The organism is Desulfoscipio gibsoniae DSM 7213 (assembly GCF_000233715.2).
In the GTDB taxonomy this organism is placed as follows: domain Bacteria; phylum Bacillota; class Desulfotomaculia; order Desulfotomaculales; family Desulfallaceae; genus Sporotomaculum; species Sporotomaculum gibsoniae.
The window spans coordinates 1,894,790-1,913,668 of sequence record NC_021184.1 but is presented as its reverse complement, the minus strand read 5'-3'; the positions used below and the strand labels follow the sequence as shown (position 1 = coordinate 1,913,668).

At 46.1% G+C, this 18,879-nt stretch carries 20 protein-coding genes; all 20 read right to left on the bottom strand.

The features are described from left to right. Positions 1-26: 26 nt before the first annotated feature. The 20 genes from pgsA to dut all read right to left on the bottom strand — a co-directional run bounded on the left by pgsA (position 27) and on the right by dut (position 18,862). Positions 27-572 carry a CDP-diacylglycerol--glycerol-3-phosphate 3-phosphatidyltransferase gene (gene pgsA / locus DESGI_RS08920; RefSeq protein WP_015617955.1) on the bottom strand — a complete coding sequence of 182 codons (546 nt, stop codon included), beginning with the start codon at positions 570-572 and terminating at the stop codon, positions 27-29. After that, positions 559-1,899: a 30S ribosomal protein S12 methylthiotransferase RimO gene (rimO, locus tag DESGI_RS08915; protein ID WP_006522504.1), complete on the bottom strand. Its 1,341-nt coding sequence runs from the start codon at positions 1,897-1,899 to the stop codon at positions 559-561. Before rimO ends, pgsA begins: the two co-directional genes overlap by 14 nt. 96 nt (positions 1,900-1,995) lie before the next feature. Then, the gene (locus tag DESGI_RS08910; protein ID WP_006522503.1) at positions 1,996-2,760 is read right to left on the bottom strand and encodes a helix-turn-helix domain-containing protein; all 765 of its coding nucleotides are present in this window, start codon (positions 2,758-2,760) and stop codon (positions 1,996-1,998) included. Between the two features lie 5 nt (positions 2,761-2,765). Continuing rightward, the gene (gene mnmH / locus DESGI_RS08905) at positions 2,766-3,827 is read right to left on the bottom strand and encodes a tRNA 2-selenouridine(34) synthase MnmH (protein WP_006522502.1); all 1,062 of its coding nucleotides are present in this window, start codon (positions 3,825-3,827) and stop codon (positions 2,766-2,768) included. 74 nt (positions 3,828-3,901) lie between these two features. After that, the gene (locus DESGI_RS08900; RefSeq protein ID WP_006522501.1) at positions 3,902-6,199 is read right to left on the bottom strand and encodes an FtsK/SpoIIIE family DNA translocase; all 2,298 of its coding nucleotides are present in this window, start codon (positions 6,197-6,199) and stop codon (positions 3,902-3,904) included. A gap of 245 nt (positions 6,200-6,444) precedes the next feature. Further along, the gene (gene uppP, locus DESGI_RS08895; RefSeq protein WP_006522500.1) at positions 6,445-7,227 is read right to left on the bottom strand and encodes an undecaprenyl-diphosphatase UppP; all 783 of its coding nucleotides are present in this window, start codon (positions 7,225-7,227) and stop codon (positions 6,445-6,447) included. 172 nt (positions 7,228-7,399) lie between these two features. Next, positions 7,400-7,615 (bottom strand): YlzJ-like family protein, encoded by a 216-nt coding sequence (locus DESGI_RS08890; protein ID WP_006522499.1) that lies wholly within the window; start codon positions 7,613-7,615, stop codon positions 7,400-7,402. After that, positions 7,612-8,433 carry a ClpP family protease gene (locus DESGI_RS08885; RefSeq protein ID WP_006522498.1) on the bottom strand — a complete coding sequence of 274 codons (822 nt, stop codon included), beginning with the start codon at positions 8,431-8,433 and terminating at the stop codon, positions 7,612-7,614. The genes DESGI_RS08890 and DESGI_RS08885 overlap by 4 nt, the downstream gene beginning before the upstream one ends. 105 nt (positions 8,434-8,538) lie before the next feature. Further along, positions 8,539-10,203: a ribonuclease J gene (locus DESGI_RS08880; protein ID WP_006522497.1), complete on the bottom strand. Its 1,665-nt coding sequence runs from the start codon at positions 10,201-10,203 to the stop codon at positions 8,539-8,541. Between the two features lie 243 nt (positions 10,204-10,446). Continuing rightward, positions 10,447-11,331 (bottom strand): 4-hydroxy-tetrahydrodipicolinate synthase, encoded by an 885-nt coding sequence (gene dapA, locus DESGI_RS08875; RefSeq protein ID WP_006522496.1) that lies wholly within the window; start codon positions 11,329-11,331, stop codon positions 10,447-10,449. Positions 11,332-11,366: 35 nt separating this feature from the next. Next, on the bottom strand, positions 11,367-12,593 hold the full coding sequence (dapG, locus tag DESGI_RS08870; protein ID WP_006522495.1) for an aspartate kinase: 1,227 nt from the start codon (positions 12,591-12,593) through the stop codon (positions 11,367-11,369). Between the two features lie 30 nt (positions 12,594-12,623). Beyond that, a complete protein-coding gene (locus DESGI_RS08865; protein ID WP_006522494.1) occupies positions 12,624-13,643 on the bottom strand; it encodes an aspartate-semialdehyde dehydrogenase in 1,020 nt (339 codons plus the stop codon). A gap of 42 nt (positions 13,644-13,685) precedes the next feature. Next, positions 13,686-14,273 (bottom strand): dipicolinate synthase subunit B, encoded by a 588-nt coding sequence (locus tag DESGI_RS08860; RefSeq protein WP_006522493.1) that lies wholly within the window; start codon positions 14,271-14,273, stop codon positions 13,686-13,688. Between the two features lie 33 nt (positions 14,274-14,306). Beyond that, positions 14,307-15,188: a dipicolinate synthase subunit DpsA gene (gene dpsA / locus DESGI_RS08855; protein WP_006522492.1), complete on the bottom strand. Its 882-nt coding sequence runs from the start codon at positions 15,186-15,188 to the stop codon at positions 14,307-14,309. A 92-nt stretch (positions 15,189-15,280) separates the two neighbouring features. Continuing rightward, complete coding sequence (gene dapB / locus DESGI_RS08850) at positions 15,281-16,081, bottom strand: 4-hydroxy-tetrahydrodipicolinate reductase (RefSeq protein WP_006522491.1); 801 nt, start codon at positions 16,079-16,081, stop codon at positions 15,281-15,283. Between the two features lie 194 nt (positions 16,082-16,275). After that, positions 16,276-16,458, bottom strand: a complete 183-nt coding sequence (locus tag DESGI_RS08845; RefSeq protein WP_006522490.1) for a hypothetical protein — start codon at positions 16,456-16,458, stop codon at positions 16,276-16,278. Between the two features lie 117 nt (positions 16,459-16,575). Next, positions 16,576-17,655: an SDH family Clp fold serine proteinase gene (locus tag DESGI_RS08840; RefSeq protein ID WP_281168124.1), complete on the bottom strand. Its 1,080-nt coding sequence runs from the start codon at positions 17,653-17,655 to the stop codon at positions 16,576-16,578. Positions 17,656-17,657: 2 nt separating this feature from the next. Beyond that, positions 17,658-17,927 carry a YlmC/YmxH family sporulation protein gene (locus tag DESGI_RS08835; RefSeq protein WP_006522488.1) on the bottom strand — a complete coding sequence of 90 codons (270 nt, stop codon included), beginning with the start codon at positions 17,925-17,927 and terminating at the stop codon, positions 17,658-17,660. A gap of 24 nt (positions 17,928-17,951) precedes the next feature. Further along, on the bottom strand, positions 17,952-18,287 hold the full coding sequence (locus tag DESGI_RS08830) for a hypothetical protein (protein WP_006522487.1): 336 nt from the start codon (positions 18,285-18,287) through the stop codon (positions 17,952-17,954). Between the two features lie 125 nt (positions 18,288-18,412). Continuing rightward, positions 18,413-18,862: a dUTP diphosphatase gene (gene dut, locus DESGI_RS08825; RefSeq protein ID WP_006522486.1), complete on the bottom strand. Its 450-nt coding sequence runs from the start codon at positions 18,860-18,862 to the stop codon at positions 18,413-18,415. Positions 18,863-18,879 lie beyond the last annotated feature (17 nt).

Genomic DNA, 18,879 nt, shown 5'->3' with positions numbered 1-18,879 from the left:
GCAGGTTGTTTTTGTATTTTTGGGAATTATTTTTCTTTTGATTTCAATAGAAAGCCGGCCTGCTGAAAATAATCCATGCCGGACCAGATAGTAAAAATAACCGCCACAGCCATGGCCACATTACCAAATGGTATGTTGATTAAATTAAATGGAAAATCCCTTAAAAATAAAGCTACAATGGCCACAATTTGAGTAACCGTTTTAATTTTGCCTAACTTACTGGCAGCAATGACCACCCCTTCTGTAACTGCCAGGGAACGCAGCCCGGTCACAGCAAATTCACGACCCACAATCACCACGGCCACCCACCCGGACAGCCTGCCTAATTCAACCAGGGCAATCAGCGCTGCTGATATAAGCAACTTGTCAGCTAACGGATCCAATAGTTTACCCAAACTAGTAATTTGTTTCCGCTTACGGGCCATATAGCCATCCAGTCCGTCGGTACATGCGGCCAACACAAATACAGCGGCAGCAATATAATCCCCCCAGGGCAACCTCAAAGCAAGCACAACCAGAAAGACCGGAACCATTAAAATCCTGAGTAAAGTTAAGCGATTAGGCAAGTTCATTTGTACGTACCCCTGATAAATCATATTCCGCGGCATCCAGCACCTTGACCCGCACAAAATCTCCTTCCCGGGCCACTGTACGTGATGTAAAAAAGACCCTGCCGTCTATATCCGGAGCATCAGCCTCTGTCCTGCCCCAGTACATTTTAGCATCGTCATCCCAGCCTTCCACCAGCACGGTAAGCACCTGCCCCACCTTATTATGGTTATGGGCCAACGAAATACGCTGCTGTAAACGCATGGCCTGATCCACCCTTTCCGCCAGCACTTCATCACTGACGCGGCCAGGCAGTGCCTCGGCCGGGGTGCCCTCCTCGGGTGAATAACCAAAGACACCGGCCCGCTCAAACTTGACCTGTTCCATAAAATCAAGTAATTCGTTAAACTCCTGCTCGGTTTCACCGGGGAAACCAACAATAAAGGTAGTCCGCAACGTTACGCCGGGAATGTTTTGGCGTAGCTTGTCCACTAGCTTGACAATACTTTCCTTATTTCCCCGCCTGTTCATCATGCGCAGCAGCCGGTTATTAATATGCTGTAGTGGCAAATCCACATAACGACATATTTTTAAAGATGTAGCAAGCAATTCAACCAGCTCTTCCGTAAAGGAATCGGGATAACAATACATTATTCTAATCCAGCGGCATTCTTCAATTAGCGCAAGCTTTTGTAAAAGCCCGGTTAATGCATACCGGCCATAAATATCCCGTCCATAGCGGGTGGTTTCTTGAGCCGCAACAATTAACTCCCTAACCCCACCGGAGCATAACAATCGTGCCTCGTTTATAATATCGTCCATGGTACGGCTGCGGTAAGGTCCCCTGATGGCGGGAATGGCACAATAAGAGCAGCAATTGTCACACCCTTCGGCAATTTTCAGGTAAGCTGTATAATTTGGTGTAGTTAGCACCCTGGGCACCTGACTTTGATGAATATAGCCGGGCGCACTTACCGCCAGCGGCCTTTCCCCAGCATGTATCCTCTTCAGCACTGCCACGATCTCCGGAACCGCTCCAGTACCCATAACGCCGTCAATTTCCGGCAAATCCTGTAATAATTCATTACCATAACGCTGGGACAAACAGCCCGCCACCAACAGAACCCGGCACCTACCGGTTATTTTGCACCGGGCTGCATCCAATATAGCTGCTATTGATTCTTCTTTGGCTGCAGTGATAAAACCGCAGGTATTAACGATAATTACATCTGCCTGGTTAATATCGCCCGTAATATCATAACCCGCCTGGCGCAGTTGTCCCAGCATAATTTCCGAATCCACTCTGTTTTTTGCACAGCCCAAGCTGATAAACCCAATTGCAGTTGCCATCTTAATAACACCTTTTTTAAATTCTTAAAACTCAGTATAACTCACCGCAAGCAGCACTGTCAAAGAATATGCAAATCCGAGATAAACCGGGAGAGATCATCCCCCGGCCGTTAGCTGATCATCCTTTTCTGTAAATGTTTTGGTTACCACCTGACCTGGCCCGTCAAGGAAACCATAATCCTTACCGTTTACCCGTACTTTGACCACACCGGCATTGCCCAGTTTTAACCATATTCTTTCCCGTCCCGCGAATTGTTTAACATTATTAGGGCCAATCGTACCTTCAAATACATTTTCATTGTCCACCACCACTTGTATCCAACTCTCTCCATCGGTAACCTGTAAAACCATGTCTACTCCCTGTGTGTCCGGTACCACAACATTATTATCATCAGGTTCCGGTGTCGGGCCTTGATCATCACCCACATTATTTTGGGAACCGGAGACCCCCGGGTGCTGTCCGCTGTCAGAAATATTATCGGGCGGGTCAACCACCAGCGCACCGCCCCGGTATACCATTATAAGCGCCAGCAGCACCAGGACGGCAACAGCCAAACCCTTCCACCGGCCCGCCAGTTTGATAGGACGGACCACCGGCTCTTGAACATCCGCTTCTTCCCCAACAGCCAGGGATGCCAGCTGTTCCTCATACCGGCTGGCCAATGTTTCTCCATCCAGCCCCAGAAAGCGAGCATAAGTACGCAAAAAGCCCTTGACATATACCTTACCGGGCAGCACATCAAAGGCATCGTTTTCCAGGGCATTGATATACTTGGTACGAATTTTGGTTTCGTTCTCCACATCCGCCAGGGATGCTCCCATCTGCGCCCTGGCCTGCCGCAGCTCTTCTCCGATGGACAAAACCATCACCTCCCCGGAATTTTATATTCCGGCAAACTTATAATAAAATCACTAACTCTTTGAACTGCATCATGCATATTTTGGGTATTAACCGATAAATCATAATCTTTACTTGGACCATCCGGGTATTTATATAACGGATCGTAATACTCACCCAATAGAAAACCAAAAACTTCCCTAAAATTACCCATGGCCAGCCGCTGATTAAGTTCGTTTACTTTAGTTTTTCCCAAATACTTTGTCAACCGGACTACAGCATCCTGCAAAGCACTTAAATTACCAGGCCCGCCTAATGCATAGTCCCTCATTATTCGCTGCACCCGCGTGTTAAACGGAGCATATAGCAATACCCTGTGTCCTTTTTGCATAGTGTTCAGCACCGAGTCGGGTACATATAAGTTACCCAACCGCCTGCTTTCACATTCCACTAAAAATATACCGTATTTCTCAGCCCGCCGCAATGCCCTCTCAATCAACGCCTCAAACATTTTTTGTCCTGGGGACGGGGGTTGTCCTATTTTACCAAATACCGACCCCCTATGTTTGGCCAACCCTTCCAGATCAAGCACAGGATGTCCCATATCCTTTAAAGCTAAAAGTAAATCAGTCTTCCCTACACCGGTTAATCCGTGTACCACCACAGCCCGCAAAGGTAAATTTTCCTCGCCTAAATATGCCGTCACCAAACGCCGGTAGGCTTTAAAACCGCCTAATATCCGGTAAACCTTAAATCCCATGGCATCTAAAATACTACCGGCAAAGTGACTGCGGTCACCACCGCGCCAGCAAAAAATCATAACTTTTTTATACTGCGCTATTTTTTGAAAAGATTTTACAAAAACAGGCAGCCGCGGAGCCACAATTTCCATTGCCAGTTCTCTAGCTTTATCAGGACCTTGGTTTTTATGGACCGTACCTACCAGTGCCCGTTCAATGTTATCCAGCAGAGGTATATTAAATGCACCGGGGATAGTGGCTTCACCATACTCCCCGGGCGAACGCAGGTCAACCACAGGTACATCAGCTAGTTCATGCAAAGCCTGATATATATCTACGTTGGTATACATACTTGACCCCCAAAAGAATGAAAAAATACCCAAAATCAATTTACCCTTCGACACAAAACATTATAATCCTCTTTTCATTTATCATTCCCAGCCTGGGAGCCCGGAACATCATAAAAATGACTATTATATTCATCCGCCGTGATTAATACCGCCCGGGGCTTGCTGCCTTCGTAACCGCCAACATATCCTTTTTTCTCCATTATATCCATTAACCTGGCAGCCCGGGCATAGCCGATATGCAAGCGTCGCTGCAGCAGCGATATGGATGCATGACCAGTTTCAACAAAAATCTTTACTGCCAAAGGCAGCATATCATCATGGATTTCCGGTGCCTCGTCAGGCTTATTCACCGCATCGGCAATACTGGCATCATATTCCGGCTCTGATTGCTGTCTCCAATGCCGCACCAGCAATTCTACCTCACGGTCCGATACAAAGGCCCCCTGTACCCTGATCGGCTTGCCCGCCCCCACAGGGCAAAACAGCATATCACCCCGCCCCAACAATTTTTCAGCCCCACCCATATCCAAAATTGTTCTGGAATCTATCTGAGATGAAACCGCAAAGCTGATACGTGAAGGTATATTGGCTTTAATTAGACCGGTAATAATATCCACCGATGGCCGCTGAGTGGCCACCACCAGGTGAATGCCCGCTGCCCTGGCCATCTGGGCCAGCCGGCATATGGCATCTTCCACATCCGCAGGGGCCACCATCATCAAATCCGCCAGTTCATCGATAATAATCACCAGCAGTGGCAGCTGAGCTTCATTCTGCTGCGCCATCAATTTATTATACCGCGCTATATCCCGCACCCCGCAACCGGCGAACAAATCATAACGATATTCCATTTCCTTAACCGCCCAGCGCAATGAGGTAGCGGCTTTTTTAGGATCAGTAACCACCGGTGAAACCAGGTGTGGAATACCGTTAAACGCAGCCAATTCCACCATTTTGGGATCAATAATCATTAATTTTACCTGGTCGGGGGTAGATTTAAACAAAAAGCCGGCAATCAGAGTATTCAGGCAAACGCTTTTGCCCGCCCCGGTAGCCCCGGCAATAAGCAGGTGCGGCATACGGGCCAGGTCATCTAAAATAGGCTGGCCCGCAATATCTTTTCCCAAGGCAATGGTAAGATGTGAGGGCGATTTTTGATATTCCACCGATTCCACCAGCTCACGCAAAAAAACTGTGGCGATTTCCTTGTTCGGTACTTCAATACCCACCACCGCCTTGCCCGGCACAGGTGCCTCTATGCGCACATCATGTGCCGCCATACTTAAGGCAATATCATCAGATAGCCCGACTATTCGACTAACCTTCACCCCGGGCGGAGGTTGTATCTCATACCTGGTTATCGCTGGTCCCCTGGATACCTGGGTAACCCTGGCTTTAATACCGAAACTACCCAGCGTTTCCTCAAGCACTTTTATATTATCACTTATATCCCGGTTATCCTTGCTTGTTTTGCCACGGGGCGGCTTAGCCAAAAGAGACAACGGTGGTAATAAGTAATTTTTTGCACCGGAAGGAATTTCCCAATTTTCGGTATCCGCCTGGCCAAGTGATAAAATAGTTTCCCCTGGTTTCTTTCCCTGCACTTGTTTATAAATTGCCTTTTCATCAACATCGGGCTGTTTAAAAGGCCGGTAATAAATAATATTGGATTTCTTTCCTTTTTTTTCTGAGCCCGTAGTTGCACTATACGTTTTGGTTTCGTCCAAAGTACCGGTCGGGCAGCCTTCATCACTATCATCATGAGATGCTGAGTAATCTGTATGGCATTGATCAATAATTACGGGATACACGTCCCCCTCTTCTTCAATTTCCTCATCCCTGGCAAAAAGAAAATCATCCACCATGCGTATCGTTTTTTTTAAGCCCCGACAGGCTTTCTGGATTATGTTTTTAAATAGCATTGTTAGAGACTGATTAGTAAACAGCAGCAGGGCAACAATAAACATAGTGGCTAATATAATGTAAACGCCAGGTCTCCCGAACGCCTTAATCAACATAAAGTAGGTAATCCCGCCGATAATACCACCGCCATCTCCCTGCCATCCGGCTTGCATAATATATTCCTCGGGAATGGAAAAGTGCGGCAGAGTTAGCACAACCACGGCCATAATTACCACACCATAAAGATTGATAACATTTTTAGCTTTCTTTTTACGGTGTAACATTTTATATCCGGCCACCGCCAGCAGTGCAGGAAACAAAAACCTTCCCTCCCCTGCCAGGCGCATCAACGAACCGTTGATAAAACTTCCCATCAAGCCAACCGTGGGATTAATGATACTGATTAATACAAGCATGGCCATAGCCATTAAAGTAATTCCCGCAATTTCATATTTTAACTCGTCCGACATTTTCATCCCACCTTCCACTTTATAATTAGGTTATTCCATATTTTACATATAATTCCTTCTATAACATTAAAAATATTCCTTGCGCATATAAAAAAGAGCATCCCAAACCCACGTTTCTTAAGGGCTATTGGATGCTCTTAAATGCATATTAATTATGTCATAAATATTATACTCGGACTTTTGACATGTCTTTTAACTAATTGGACAATTAACTGCAACATGACAGCTGTTGCCATAAAATCTATTTATCTTATTAAATATACAGTAATAACGAATGCCCCCAACAGGAAGCGATACCAGACAAAAATGGAATAACTGCGCCTGGCCAGATAATTCAGCAAAAACTTAATGGACAAAAAACCAACCACTGCTGATACCGCCACCCCAACCAGGAAAGCTGTGTTAATATCTCCGGGGGACACATCGGTCAGCTTTTTTAAACCCGCACCGGCAACAATGGGCGTAGATAATAAAAATGAAAAGCGGGCTGATGTTTCACGGGTCAAGCCCATTAAACGGCCGGCGGTCATGGTAATACCCGAGCGGGAAACACCGGGAACAATAGCCAGGGCCTGCGATATACCGATCATTAAACCTTCTTTTAAGCCAACTTCCTCCAACTTTTTTATAGCCAGAGCTCTTGTGTCCACAAGATGCAAAATGATACCCATAATGATCAGCATTATACCTATTAGTAAGGGATTGCGAAAAATTGTTTCCGCCTGGTCTTCCAGTAGATATCCCACCAGGGCGCCGGGTATGGTACCAAATGCTATGTACCAGAACAACCTTCCTTCAATGGTTTTTTTCACCCGCAGCCCATCCCCGATTAAAAGCAGCCAGTCCCGCCAGAAAAAGGCTATTACCGCAAAAAGCGTGCCCACGTGCAATGCCACATCAAAAGTTAATCCGGCATATGGCCAACCGGCCAGCCAGGGAACCAAAACTAAATGGGCAGAGCTGGAGATAGGTAAAAATTCACCTAATCCCTGTACAATACCCAGTACTATGGCCTGAAATAAATCCATTTTATCACCACCTTTTACAAATAAACAGCATCATTATAACATAGAGACAAACCTGGCTGCCAAATAATATTTTTATACTGCAAGTTTCATAACAAAAGCTATGGTATTTATTCCTAAGATAAACACCACAGCTTTTGTTGAAACATAAACCCGGAGCATTTTTAACAGGTATTTACCTGCTTGGTATGACCTGTGCTCCCGGATATAAATCCGTACGCAAATAGTCCTTGGGGTCGGTGCTCAAAAGCTGCACCAGCTCTTCCCGGCCTCCCACATTACGCACCAGTGCCGGCACACCATTGACAGTGGTTCTTCTTTCCGGGTAATGAGTCATTTGTTCCAGCCCGGCCAGCACAAGCTCTAGTTGCATGGGCGTGTAAAGAATCATTGCAACGGCACCTCATTTCGAGACTTCCACTCCTCAACTAAACTTTTCAGCTTATTCATTGCCTGCTTCACCCCACCTACCTCATTAATTAAACCACATTGCACTGCATCATGCCCGATTAAAACAGTACCGATATCTCGGGCCAACTCCCCGGTGCGGAACATCAGTTCCCTGAATTTATCCTGGGTGATGTGTGAATGCGCTGTAACGAACCGTACTACCCTGTCCTGCATTTTATCCAGGTACTCATAGGTTTGGGGAACGCCAATAACTAATCCGTTTAAGCGTATGGGGTGGATAGTCATACTGGCGGTTTCAGCAATAAAGGAATAATCTGTGGCTACCGCTATGGGCACGCCTATACTGTGACCGCCCCCCAATACGACGGATACAGTGGGCTTAGATAAACTGGAGATCATCTCGGCAATGGCCAAACCCGCCTCAACATCACCGCCCACGGTATTTAACACTACTACAATCCCTTCCACCTCCGGGCTTTGTTCCAAAGCCACCAACTGGGGTATCATATGTTCATATTTGGTAGTTTTATTTTGAGGAGGAAGCACCAAATGACCTTCTATTTGACCAACAATAGTTAAACAATGAATGTTGCTCTTTATCTCAGGAACCTGGGTGGCGCCCATTTCTTTAACCGTCTCCATGGTAGTTTTAGATTTGCCGACCACCTTGGTTCTTTCGGTATCTGGATCGTCGCCGGGGTTCTCGGGTCGGTGCGGATCGGTTTCGGGGCCGGGCTGAGACGGTGGGTGGTAGGGGAATATACCGGGCACCTCATCGAATGATTGGTAGTAAGACATTAGTATCCTCTCCGTTCTTCTGTTAATCTGGAAATTCCCTTTTAGTATGTATAAATAATGCAAAAAAATACACAGGCTTATTACCTGTGTATTTTTGGCAAGTATTTATACTTCCATGATGATGGGTAGAATCATTGGCCTTCTCCTGGTTTTTTCAAACAAAAATTTACTTAAATCATCCCTTACCTGAGATTTAATCGACGACCATTCTGATATCTTCCGAGAGGCACATTTATCCAATGCTGATTTCACTTTTTCCTTGGCCTGCTCCATTAATTGCTCTGATTCCCGAACATAAACAAATCCCCGGGAAACAATATCCGGCCCTGATACAATCAAACCTGAGTCCCGGCTGATTGTAACCACAACAATTAGAATGCCGTCCTGGGATAGCTGGCGGCGGTCACGTAATACTATATTTCCTACATCACCCACGCCCAGGCCATCCACCAGTACCCGTCCCGAGGTAACCCGGCCTGCAAAGCGTCCGCTGCGCTTGGTAAGCTCCACCACCTGTCCATTTTCACCCACAAAAATATTAGATTCGGGGATACCTAAATCCCGGGCCAGCCGTGCGTGTTTGATTAACATGCGGTTTTCCCCATGTACCGGCATAAAAAACTTGGGCTTGACCAGGTTCATCATTAGTTTTAATTCCTCCTGGCTGGGGTGACCGCTGACATGGATACCTGAAACCGCCTCATAAATTACATTGGCGCCCAGTTTAAAAAGCTGATCGATCACCCTGGCCACCAATTTTTCATTACCGGGAATAGGTGTAGCGGAAATAATAATTGTATCGCCGGTCATTATTTCCACCTGGCGGTGATCACGGCTGGCCATTCTGGTTAGAGCGCTCATCGGCTCTCCTTGACTGCCGGTGGTAAGATACACAACCTGATTTCTAGGTAGCCTGGATGCCTCATCCAGTTCCACCAGCAGACCGTCAGGCACATTGAGATACCCCAACTCACAGGCAATATTTACCACATTAACCATGCTGCGCCCCACCACCGCCACTTTCCTATGATAGCGACTAGCCGTTGTTATAGCCTGCTGCAACCTGTGCACATTAGAGGCAAAGGTGGCTACAATAATTCTTTCCTGAGACTCCCTAAATGTATCATCAAAGGTTTGTCCCACTACACGTTCAGACATGGTGTACCCGGACCTTTCAACATTGGTACTGTCACTTAAAAGAGCCAGTACACCTTTTTCCCCTCGCTGGGCAAATCTGTAAAAATCAGTTACTTCACCATCCACCGGAGTTTGATCTATCTTAAAGTCACCGGTGTGTATAATTACACCCACTGGTGTTTCAATAGCCAGTGCCACTGCGTCGGGGATACTGTGTGAAACCCGAATAAACTCCACTTTAAAAGGTCCAATCGTTACTATATCCCGCGGTTTTACGCAATTTAACTTAACATTGTCCAGCATATGCTGCTCGCGCAACTTTCCGCCGAGGATCCCCAAAGTTAGTCTGGTTCCATACACCGGAACATTAAGCTGCTTTAGCACATATGGCAAAGCCCCGATATGATCCTCATGGCCATGCGTAAGCACAATACCACGTACAATGTTTTTATTCTCTAAAAGATAGGTGATATCCGGAATGACTATGTCAATACCCAGCAATTCTTCTTCAGGAAACATCAGGCCGGAATCAATAACCAAAATATTTTCCCCATATCTCACCACCATCATGTTCTTGCCGACCTCACCCAGTCCCCCTAAAGGGATCAAGGAAACTTTAGGTTCACGCGCCATACCACACCTCCTAATATTGTAAAAGTTTTTGTCAAAAGGATGTAAAATTTGGTGAGAGTTAGGAGAAGGCGGGAAAATATTTTGTTTTGTTATAAAGTCCGTTCAGAACTCGCTAATACATTATACTTTATCTTAGGGCTTAGAACAAGAAATAACAATGGCCTATGGAAATATTAATTACCAGATAATACAATTACAATACAAAAGGGAGCCCCGCAGGCTCCCTATATGACAATTATTTATCTACAACAGCTTAGCATCAGATAACACTTTCTTGATGGCTTCCTTTTCATCCTGGTTGGCCTCCACCAGCGGTAGTCTGGGTGGGCCTACCTGCCAGCCCAACATATTCAATGCCGCTTTAACAGGTACCGGGTTGCTTGTTACAAACATACCCTTAAATACCGGAAATAAGCTGCAGTGAATCTTGGTAGTCATGGTTACATTCCCGGAGGTGTAGGCATTAACCATTTCCTGGATACGCTGTCCAATGATGTGTGAAGCAACACTGATAACTCCCCTACCGCCCAGTGACAAAATTGGCAAGGTCAAGGAATCATCCCCGCTATAGATGGCAAAATGATCCGGCAATGAGCGCCGCAGCTCACTAACCTGATCAAGACTGCCGGACGCTTCCTTTATGGCCACGATATTATCAACGACTGATAACCGGACAACGGTTTGCGGTAAAATATTTACCGCTGTGCGTCCGGGTACATTGTAAAGTATAACCGGCAAATTAGTACTCTGGGCGATGGTTTTAAAATGCTGGTACAGTCCCTCCTGGGATGGCTTATTGTAGTAAGGCCCCACAAGCATTACGCCGTCAACGCCCACCTTCTCCGCCGTCTGGGTCAATTCCACACTGGCCGAGGTGTCATTACTGCCTGTGCCGGCAATTACCACGGCATCACCGCCAACCTCTTCCACAACCACGCGAAAAAGCTCTACCTTTTCATCCTTTGTTAAGGTGGGCGACTCACCGGTAGTACCGGAAACGACCAAACCGTCTGAACCCGATTGCACTAGGTGACGGGCCAATTTCTTTACTTGATCGAAATCAATCGTCAGATCCTTCTTAAATGGTGTTACCATGGCCGTTAATACTCGCCCGAAATCAATACCCAAATCTTTCACCTTCCTTCCAGGTTAACTACCCCGCCTTAATGGGCCAGTTTAAATTGCCTGTGCAGGGCTCTGACGGCATTTTCCATTTCCTCTCTTCTAACCAACACCCAAACAGTGGTATGGGAATCGTTGCACTGCAATATCTGAATATCATCCTTGGTCATTGCTTCTACTATATCCGCTATTACACCGGGTACTCCGGACATTCCCGCACCCACCGCAGATACTTTTGCGCACCCGTTAATCACCTCTGCTACATAACCGGCATTTTCCAGCACTTTGATCGCTTTTTCAGCCAGATCATCACGCACTGTAAACAAAACCACTTCCGGTAAAATATTAATAAAATCAATACTAACCCCGGCCAGCGCCAGCGCTCTAAACATGCGACGTTGCTGCCTAGAACCCTCAATACCGGAACTGGTATTAACTTTAATCTGGGCTATACCGGATATATAGGTAATTCCGGTAATAATGCGATCCCTGGTGATATCAATAGTGCCCTTATATACTTCACCCGAGCTGGTTACAAGGGTTCCGGGCGCATCGGAGAAAGTTGACCGAACACGCAGCGGAACACCCTTTTGCATGGCAATCTCCACAGCTCGGGGGTGTACCACCTTGGCCCCCTCATGGGCCAGGTGACATATTTCATCGTAGGTAATGGCTTGTAGTGCCTTGGCCTCAGTTACAATGCGCGGATCAGCAGTCATAATACCTTCCACATCGGTGTAGATATCTACATACTCAGCGTTAAGGGCCACACCCAGTGCCGCAGCGGTAGTATCACTACCCCCGCGGCCCAGAGTGGTTATTTCACCGTCCTCAGACACTCCCTGGAAACCGGCCACCACCACCACATACCCTTCTTGAGCATATTTAGTAATGTTGTTCGGGTGAACCTTTAAAATACGCGCTTCGGAATATCTATTGTCAGTGATTATGCCTGCCTGTGCACCAGTTAAAAAGACAGCCGGGCAGCCAATATTTTGCAGATTTGCCGCCATAATCACACCGGATATTATTTCACCACAGGACATCAGCAAATCCTTCTCACGTCCCGGTATCTTCCGGTTAGATTGTTTAACTAGGTTGATCAAGGTATCAGTGGCATATGGGTCCCCCTGCCGGCCAATGGCCGAAACCACCACCACAGGTGCATAACCCTCATCTTTAGCGGCTATAATCTTGCCCGCCACCCTTTCCCTGAGCTCAGGGGAAACCAGAGAGGTACCCCCGAACTTAAGTACCAAGAACCTCATTAACCACTACCTCTCTTCAAGGCAATTGTATTATTTTTTTAAAAGGCATCCGTACTTAATCACCAACTCTGCTATTTGTACCGCATTAGTTGCTGCACCCTTGCGTAATTGATCAGCAACCACCCACATATTAAGCCCTTTATCAAGTGAATTGTCTTCACGGATACGACCGACAAAAACCTCATCATTTCCGGATGTATAAAGGGGCATGGGGTACACTTTGTCAGCCGGGCTATCCTGTACAATCACCCCGGGGAAATCCTCCAAAATTTTTTTGGCCTCATTTGCAGTAACTTTGCGAACTGTTTCTATATTGATGGATTCCGAGTGGCTGCGGTAAACCGGAACCCGCACAGTTGTAGCGGTTATGGCCATATTATCATCATGTAAAATTTTACGTGTTTCTTTGACCATTTTCCATTCTTCTTTAGTGTAATCCATCTCCTGGAATACATCAATATGCGGTATTAAATTAAAGGCTATTTGATATTGGAACTTGGATGGGACAACCTCACCGCCATCCAGGGCAGCCCGGGTGTGCTCAGTTAATTCTGCAATCCCTTCAGCCCCAGCACCGCTCACTGCCTGATAGGTTGATACCACCACCCGCTTGATGCCGGCGGCATCATATATCGCTTTCAGGGGCACCACCATGATAATAGTAGAGCAGTTAGGGTTGGCTATAATGCCCTTATGAGCTTTGACATCCTCGGGGTTAACCTCGGGAACCACCAGCGGCACCTGTGGGTCCAGGCGAAAATGACTACTGTTATCAATAACCACAACGCCCTTTTCAGCTGCCAGCGGGCCAAACTCGGTACTGGCTGCACCACCGGCAAAAAGAGCAATTTCCATACCATCAAAGGATTCCGGTGTAGTCTCCTCAACGATATAAGTTTTACCTTTAAATAGCATTTCTTTGCCGGCGGAACGGGCGGTGGCGCAAAGTTTCAATTCACCCACCGGGAAATTTCTTTCTTCCAAAACTTGTAATATTTCCTGTCCTACTGCTCCGGATGCTCCTACAACAATTACGTTATAACCAGCCAAAGTTTATCCCTCCATTCTTTATCTTCCACCGGCGCATAAAGTTTAATCGTAGGCAACTAAAACAGGTTGAATTTGCTTCCCTTGCAAAGCGTGTTCAATGGTATCCACCATCTTATCCATCTTGGCCTTTAACGAATTTGGTTTGCCGGCGGGACTATCCTGTCCAAACGGAACCATGTATATATTTTTAGCATTTAAAAGCAAACCAATATTTTTAGCGTTTAAACTTAGACCATCATTGGTAGAAACAGCTAATACCACCGGGCGCTGGTTGCGCAAATGAGCTTTAATGGCCATCAGCACCGGGCCGTCGGTAATAGCGTTGGCCAGTTTGGCCAGAGTATTCCCGGTGCACGGTGCCACCAGCAATACATCCAGTAATTTTTCAGGACCAATCGGCTCTGCACCAACAATACTGTTAATTATTTTTTGATCGGTAATTTCCATAATGCGCTCTTTCCAGCTGGCAGATGCGCCAAACCTGGTATCAGATTCATCGACAGAAGCACTAATAATAGGATACAATATAGCACCCTCATCAGCAACCCTTTTCATTTCCACCAGCACTTCGTCCAGGGTACAATGAGAGCCTGTTAAAGCAAACCCCACTTTAATACCCTTTAATCTCATAAACACATGCACCTCCTGGGCAAAACCGGAAAACTAATGTCCTATCTTCTGCAACAAAATACCGGGTACCACCCGGGCCAGAATCATACCGGCTGTTTTAGGTGCCACCTTGCCGGGTAAACCGGGCGCTAAAACAGCCTCAATCCCCAACTCCCCGGCCTTTACAAAATCAGTGCCCCCGGGAGCAGAAGCAAGGTCGATAATCAGGGTTGCCGAGGGTAACCTTTGCAGTATTTCTCCGTTAATAACCGGTGCAGGTATAGTGTTAAATATTACATCCACATCTCGTAAATAGTCTACTAATTCATTAAAATGAAGTGCTTTTAGTCCCATAGCTGTCGCCCTGGCCAACTGCGCGGGGTTCCGAGCCACCACCGTGGTATGAGCATGCATAGCCATCAACAACTGAGCCATCGTTTGACCAGTCCGTCCAAACCCCAGTACCATTGCACTTGAGCCATGAATGGTGATGGGCAGCCTCTCCATGGCCATTTGCACGGCCCCTTCAGCAGAAGGAATCGAGTTTAAAATAGCCACTTCATCAAGTTTCATAAGCTCTATAGGTTTCAGGGCATTTTTTTCCAGTAGCTCACACAGCGGTTTTCTGGCCACTCCCACTAGAACAGGTGTCCCGGCAGGTAATAGTGACAAAAGTTCTCCGGTAATTATCGGCCGTGGCTTAAGGTAAGCCGAAAACAGCTCCATTTGTTCATTAACTCCTGGTACCGGTAATATTAAAGCCTGCACCCCGGCCAGGCACTCCTCCGGTTCCGAACAAGGGACAATGTTTGGCCCCTTGACCGGTAACCCTAAAGTTTTAACGGTTGCCCCAGCGCCTGTAAGAGATTCTACCAGGGTTACTTCTCTGGCGTCCCCGCCCATTACAGCCACCGCAAGGCCTGTCAAATTTTGCATGGCCGGCAAACCCTCCTCCAACCTTCTTGTACTTACACCAATATATGAATCGCCGGTTTTAGAGGTGCATATATTAAATTGTTTAAACAAGCTTATTCAAACAAAAGGTTTTCTAAGCCATAAACCACTCCTTCCAGGCGTAACACCGCCCGAATGGCTGTTAACACACCGGGCATAAAGGATTCCCTGGCAATGGAATCATGTTTTATGGTCAGCGTCTGACCAACACCACCGAAAATTACCTCTTGATGGGCTACATAGCCGGGCAGCCTGACACTGTGAATGCGCAAACCACCGGGCATTTTACCGCCTCTTGCTCCAGTTATTTTCTCTTCCTCCAGTTCCAAACCCTGCTGGAAATCACCCCGCTGCTCCAGAATCTTTTCTGCGGTTTTTATAGCTGTGCCAGATGGAGCATCGATCTTTTGGTCATGGTGTTTCTCAATTATTTCAACATTGGGAAAATATTTTGCGGCTTCTGCAGCAAATTTAATCATTAATAATGCCCCAATAGCAAAATTTGGGGCTATTATGCATCCTAAACGCATCTTTTCAGCCAGTTTTGAAACTTTATCAAAATCCTCCGGGGACATACCCGTGGTACCCACAACAGGACGCACACCAGCATTTAGGGCTGCCACTACATTTGCTGTCACTGAACTTGGTCCGGTAAAGTCCACCATTACCTCCGCTCCGGAGGTGGCCAGGGCCTCAGCCAGGTTGGAGGTTATTTTAACACCCAGTGGTTCCCCACCCAATAGTGAACCGGCATCCAATCCCTCGTTATAGATATCAATGGCTGCGCATAAATCGGTATCTTCAGCCGCCAGCACAGTTTTTAATACTTCTAGTCCCATCCGCCCGGCCACACCGCTAATAGCAACTTTAATCAAAATCGTTTACCGGTAGTTAATTGTAAAACGCACCTTGTAATTAATTACCGGCTACCCCCTTTCCATGCCAAATTTAAATATACAATTTAACTTGTAAAAATAATTCTCTAATATCTCGACAAGTATGTCAAGTAAAAAACCATTACTGGCCATGTTTGGACACTTATTGGTGTCTAGTTCCCTCCCGCACATATTTATTTTATGTCAGCTGAGCTATCCCCGTCCCTGGGCATAATTAGCCCGGTGGAAATTTTTCTAGACTGGTAATAAAAATCCGCTGCCGGTACCCCTGAGCATTCCGTAACCACATAGTATTTACGGCTCGCTGTTTGGTAATTAATTTTCCAACCCGGGGAACGTTGATCTTTATGTTCCAATTATCACACCCCCTGCAAGAAAAAATATATACCTTTCCTAAAGCCATATGTATAGCGATACGTCAAAAATAATTACATTTGATTAGAGTTCACTTGAGCCATTTATCAAATAAGACATTACAACGTCCGCCAGCCCTGCTTATTAATATTTACGTTTATTTGACCAGTTTCTGGATAATCCCTGTGTTCCACTACACCTGAGAAAACAAAATAATCGCTGCCGCACTCGGATTCAACCATACCACTGGCCACCTCAAATTCCGTACGATTACCTCTCATTATTTCAGTGGGGTTAAAGGGTTCGGTCAGTTTAAGTTCAGCTGCAACATGCTCATATAAAGACCACATTAAATTGTTTAATTCATTGTCCGCAAAAGTAACCGGCAAACCTATTTCTTCTTTGGCTTCCCGCCGGGCGATCATATGATTATGCGCGTATAATTTTTCGGTAAGATAATCAACAATATTTTGCACCTGTTCACCTGTAAGCCTTTCCCTTCGCAGACCCAACATTTTATTGGCCAGGGAGCGAATCAGCATCCAATTTCTGTGCACATTACCCAGGGCCAGGGGATGAATCTTTTCCGCCAGCAGCAAAAAAGCCCTGGCCATAACACTTTCATCGTAAATACCCATTTTTTCTGCAATCAGTGTCATATACGAATATACATCTTCAATGCTTACTGGTAATCTGGCCGAAGGGTTGGACGGGTCCTGGGGATTAAAGGCATTGACAACGCTGGGGTCAATGGGACCCAACTCTCCCATTTTTCCCATGACAATTTCATCAGCCCCCAGGCATAAGAGCGTCCCGGCACTGTATGCCCTAAACGGTACCAAAACGGAAAAATGATCTGTGTACTCGCGAATCAGATTAACCAGACGCCACGGTGTCAGCACATCTCCGCCTCTGGTATAAAGAATCAGATCCACCCGCGGATGGTTACCGATAATCTCCAGATGCCTGTAAATTACCCTTACCACATCAGGGGCAATCCTGGTGCTTACATTTTCTCTATCCCCCGTAAAATACGACAGTACAACTGAGCCTCGTTTACGGCCTATCTTTTGAAGTATATCAACTCTTTGCGGCCGGGCCATAAATTGCCTCCCCGTTTTTGCATTATTATGACCCATTGCATGGCACATTATATAAATAATTATGTGCCAGTAAAAAAATCCGTGCTGATGACGGATTTCTACACTAAATATTTGCCGTACCTGGGTATAGCTTGATCCAGTTCCACTATAATCACCTCAAAACCGATCTTTTTTATCGATTCCCAGGGTACAATTAATTCTTGTTTCTCGGCAAATAAACCTAACATATTACCCTTGCGGGGCAATATAATGGATTTTATTTGTCCCGTTTCATCATCGATGGCTAAATCGGTTTCTCCAATTACCCCCAACCGGGCGCCATCGTTTATATTGATTATTTCCTTTCCCGCCAGCTCGCCCAGTCTCATTTTTTATAGCCTCCTCCAATAAGATCAAAATCTTCTTCTTACCAATAAACGCATAGCAAAGGGTTGTATAATGGCCAGAGCTATTGAAAATGTAGCCAGCGGCTCCAGGGAGATTCCGCTAACATGGACATACCTTGGTACCTGAAGCTCCAAAAAAGTTTGCATTAATATTAAAGAAAGGTATATTCCGCCGGCCGTGCCCACCATGCCGGTTATGGCCTGAGATAAAGGAGATGATTTGGCATCACCTATAACCTCCCAGTTTTTATCCCGCATGGACTGCCATTTAATACGCTCGCGCACAGATACAACGATTAACAGCACTATAATTAAAACAAAGAGCACCATACCTATTTCCATATTTTCACCTCCCGTACCAATTTATATTTATTTCTCTATTAAATATTCCATGTTTTAATCAGCTGGCTAAGTTAAATTAATCTGTTGTGCAAAAGTGCAAAATAAAAAAAGACCGGTATACGGTCTTATCTACCAGTTGATCCAAAACCCCCTGCAGCCCTGTCTGACGGGGTCAACTCATCAGTATAAGCTATATTTACCTGAAAGCAAGGCATAAACACCATCTGGGCGATCCTATCACCGGGCTTTATTTCATAAGGCACTTCACTATTATTCTGTACCGCACAGATTATTTCACCCTTATAATCACTATCAATTACCCCCACCCCATTGGCCAGGGTCAAACCATGTTTGCTCGCTAAACCACTGCGCGCAAAAACCAACCCTACCACATTAACATCAGGTATATCCACCGCCAGCCCCGTGGGAACAAATGCCCTATCCCGGGGAGCCACAACCAGAGGACCTTCTATAGAAGCAGCCAGGTCAATACCAGCAGCCCCGGGGGTAGCATAAGCGGGTGCGGGAATAGTAACCCCAATGGCAGCATTTAATTTTTTAAATTTTACTTGCACCCTTACACATCCTTGAT

Excerpts from the sequence above, each read along its gene's own strand:
- DESGI_RS08900 (WP_006522501.1), bottom strand. The coding sequence starts at position 6,199 with ATGTCGGACGAGTTAAAATATGAAATTGCGGGAATTACTTTAATGGCT.
- dpsA (WP_006522492.1), bottom strand. The coding sequence starts at position 15,188 with ATGCAAAATTTGACAGGCCTTGCGGTGGCTGTAATGGGCGGGGACGCC.
- DESGI_RS08890 (WP_006522499.1), bottom strand. The coding sequence starts at position 7,615 with ATGATTCTTTACACGCCCATGCAACTAGAGCTTGTGCTGGCCGGGCTG.
- DESGI_RS08860 (WP_006522493.1), bottom strand. The coding sequence starts at position 14,273 with ATGAGATTAAAGGGTATTAAAGTGGGGTTTGCTTTAACAGGCTCTCAT.
- DESGI_RS08830 (WP_006522487.1), bottom strand. The coding sequence starts at position 18,287 with ATGGAAATAGGTATGGTGCTCTTTGTTTTAATTATAGTGCTGTTAATC.
- uppP (WP_006522500.1), bottom strand. The coding sequence starts at position 7,227 with ATGGATTTATTTCAGGCCATAGTACTGGGTATTGTACAGGGATTAGGT.
- pgsA (WP_015617955.1), bottom strand. The coding sequence starts at position 572 with ATGAACTTGCCTAATCGCTTAACTTTACTCAGGATTTTAATGGTTCCG.
- DESGI_RS08835 (WP_006522488.1), bottom strand. The coding sequence starts at position 17,927 with ATGAGACTGGGCGAGCTGGCGGGAAAGGAAATAATCAATATAAACGAT.
- DESGI_RS08880 (WP_006522497.1), bottom strand. The coding sequence starts at position 10,203 with ATGGCGCGTGAACCTAAAGTTTCCTTGATCCCTTTAGGGGGACTGGGT.
- rimO (WP_006522504.1), bottom strand. The coding sequence starts at position 1,899 with ATGGCAACTGCAATTGGGTTTATCAGCTTGGGCTGTGCAAAAAACAGA.
- DESGI_RS08885 (WP_006522498.1), bottom strand. The coding sequence starts at position 8,433 with ATGTCTTACTACCAATCATTCGATGAGGTGCCCGGTATATTCCCCTAC.
- dapG (WP_006522495.1), bottom strand. The coding sequence starts at position 12,593 with ATGAGGTTCTTGGTACTTAAGTTCGGGGGTACCTCTCTGGTTTCCCCT.
- mnmH (WP_006522502.1), bottom strand. The coding sequence starts at position 3,827 with ATGTATACCAACGTAGATATATATCAGGCTTTGCATGAACTAGCTGAT.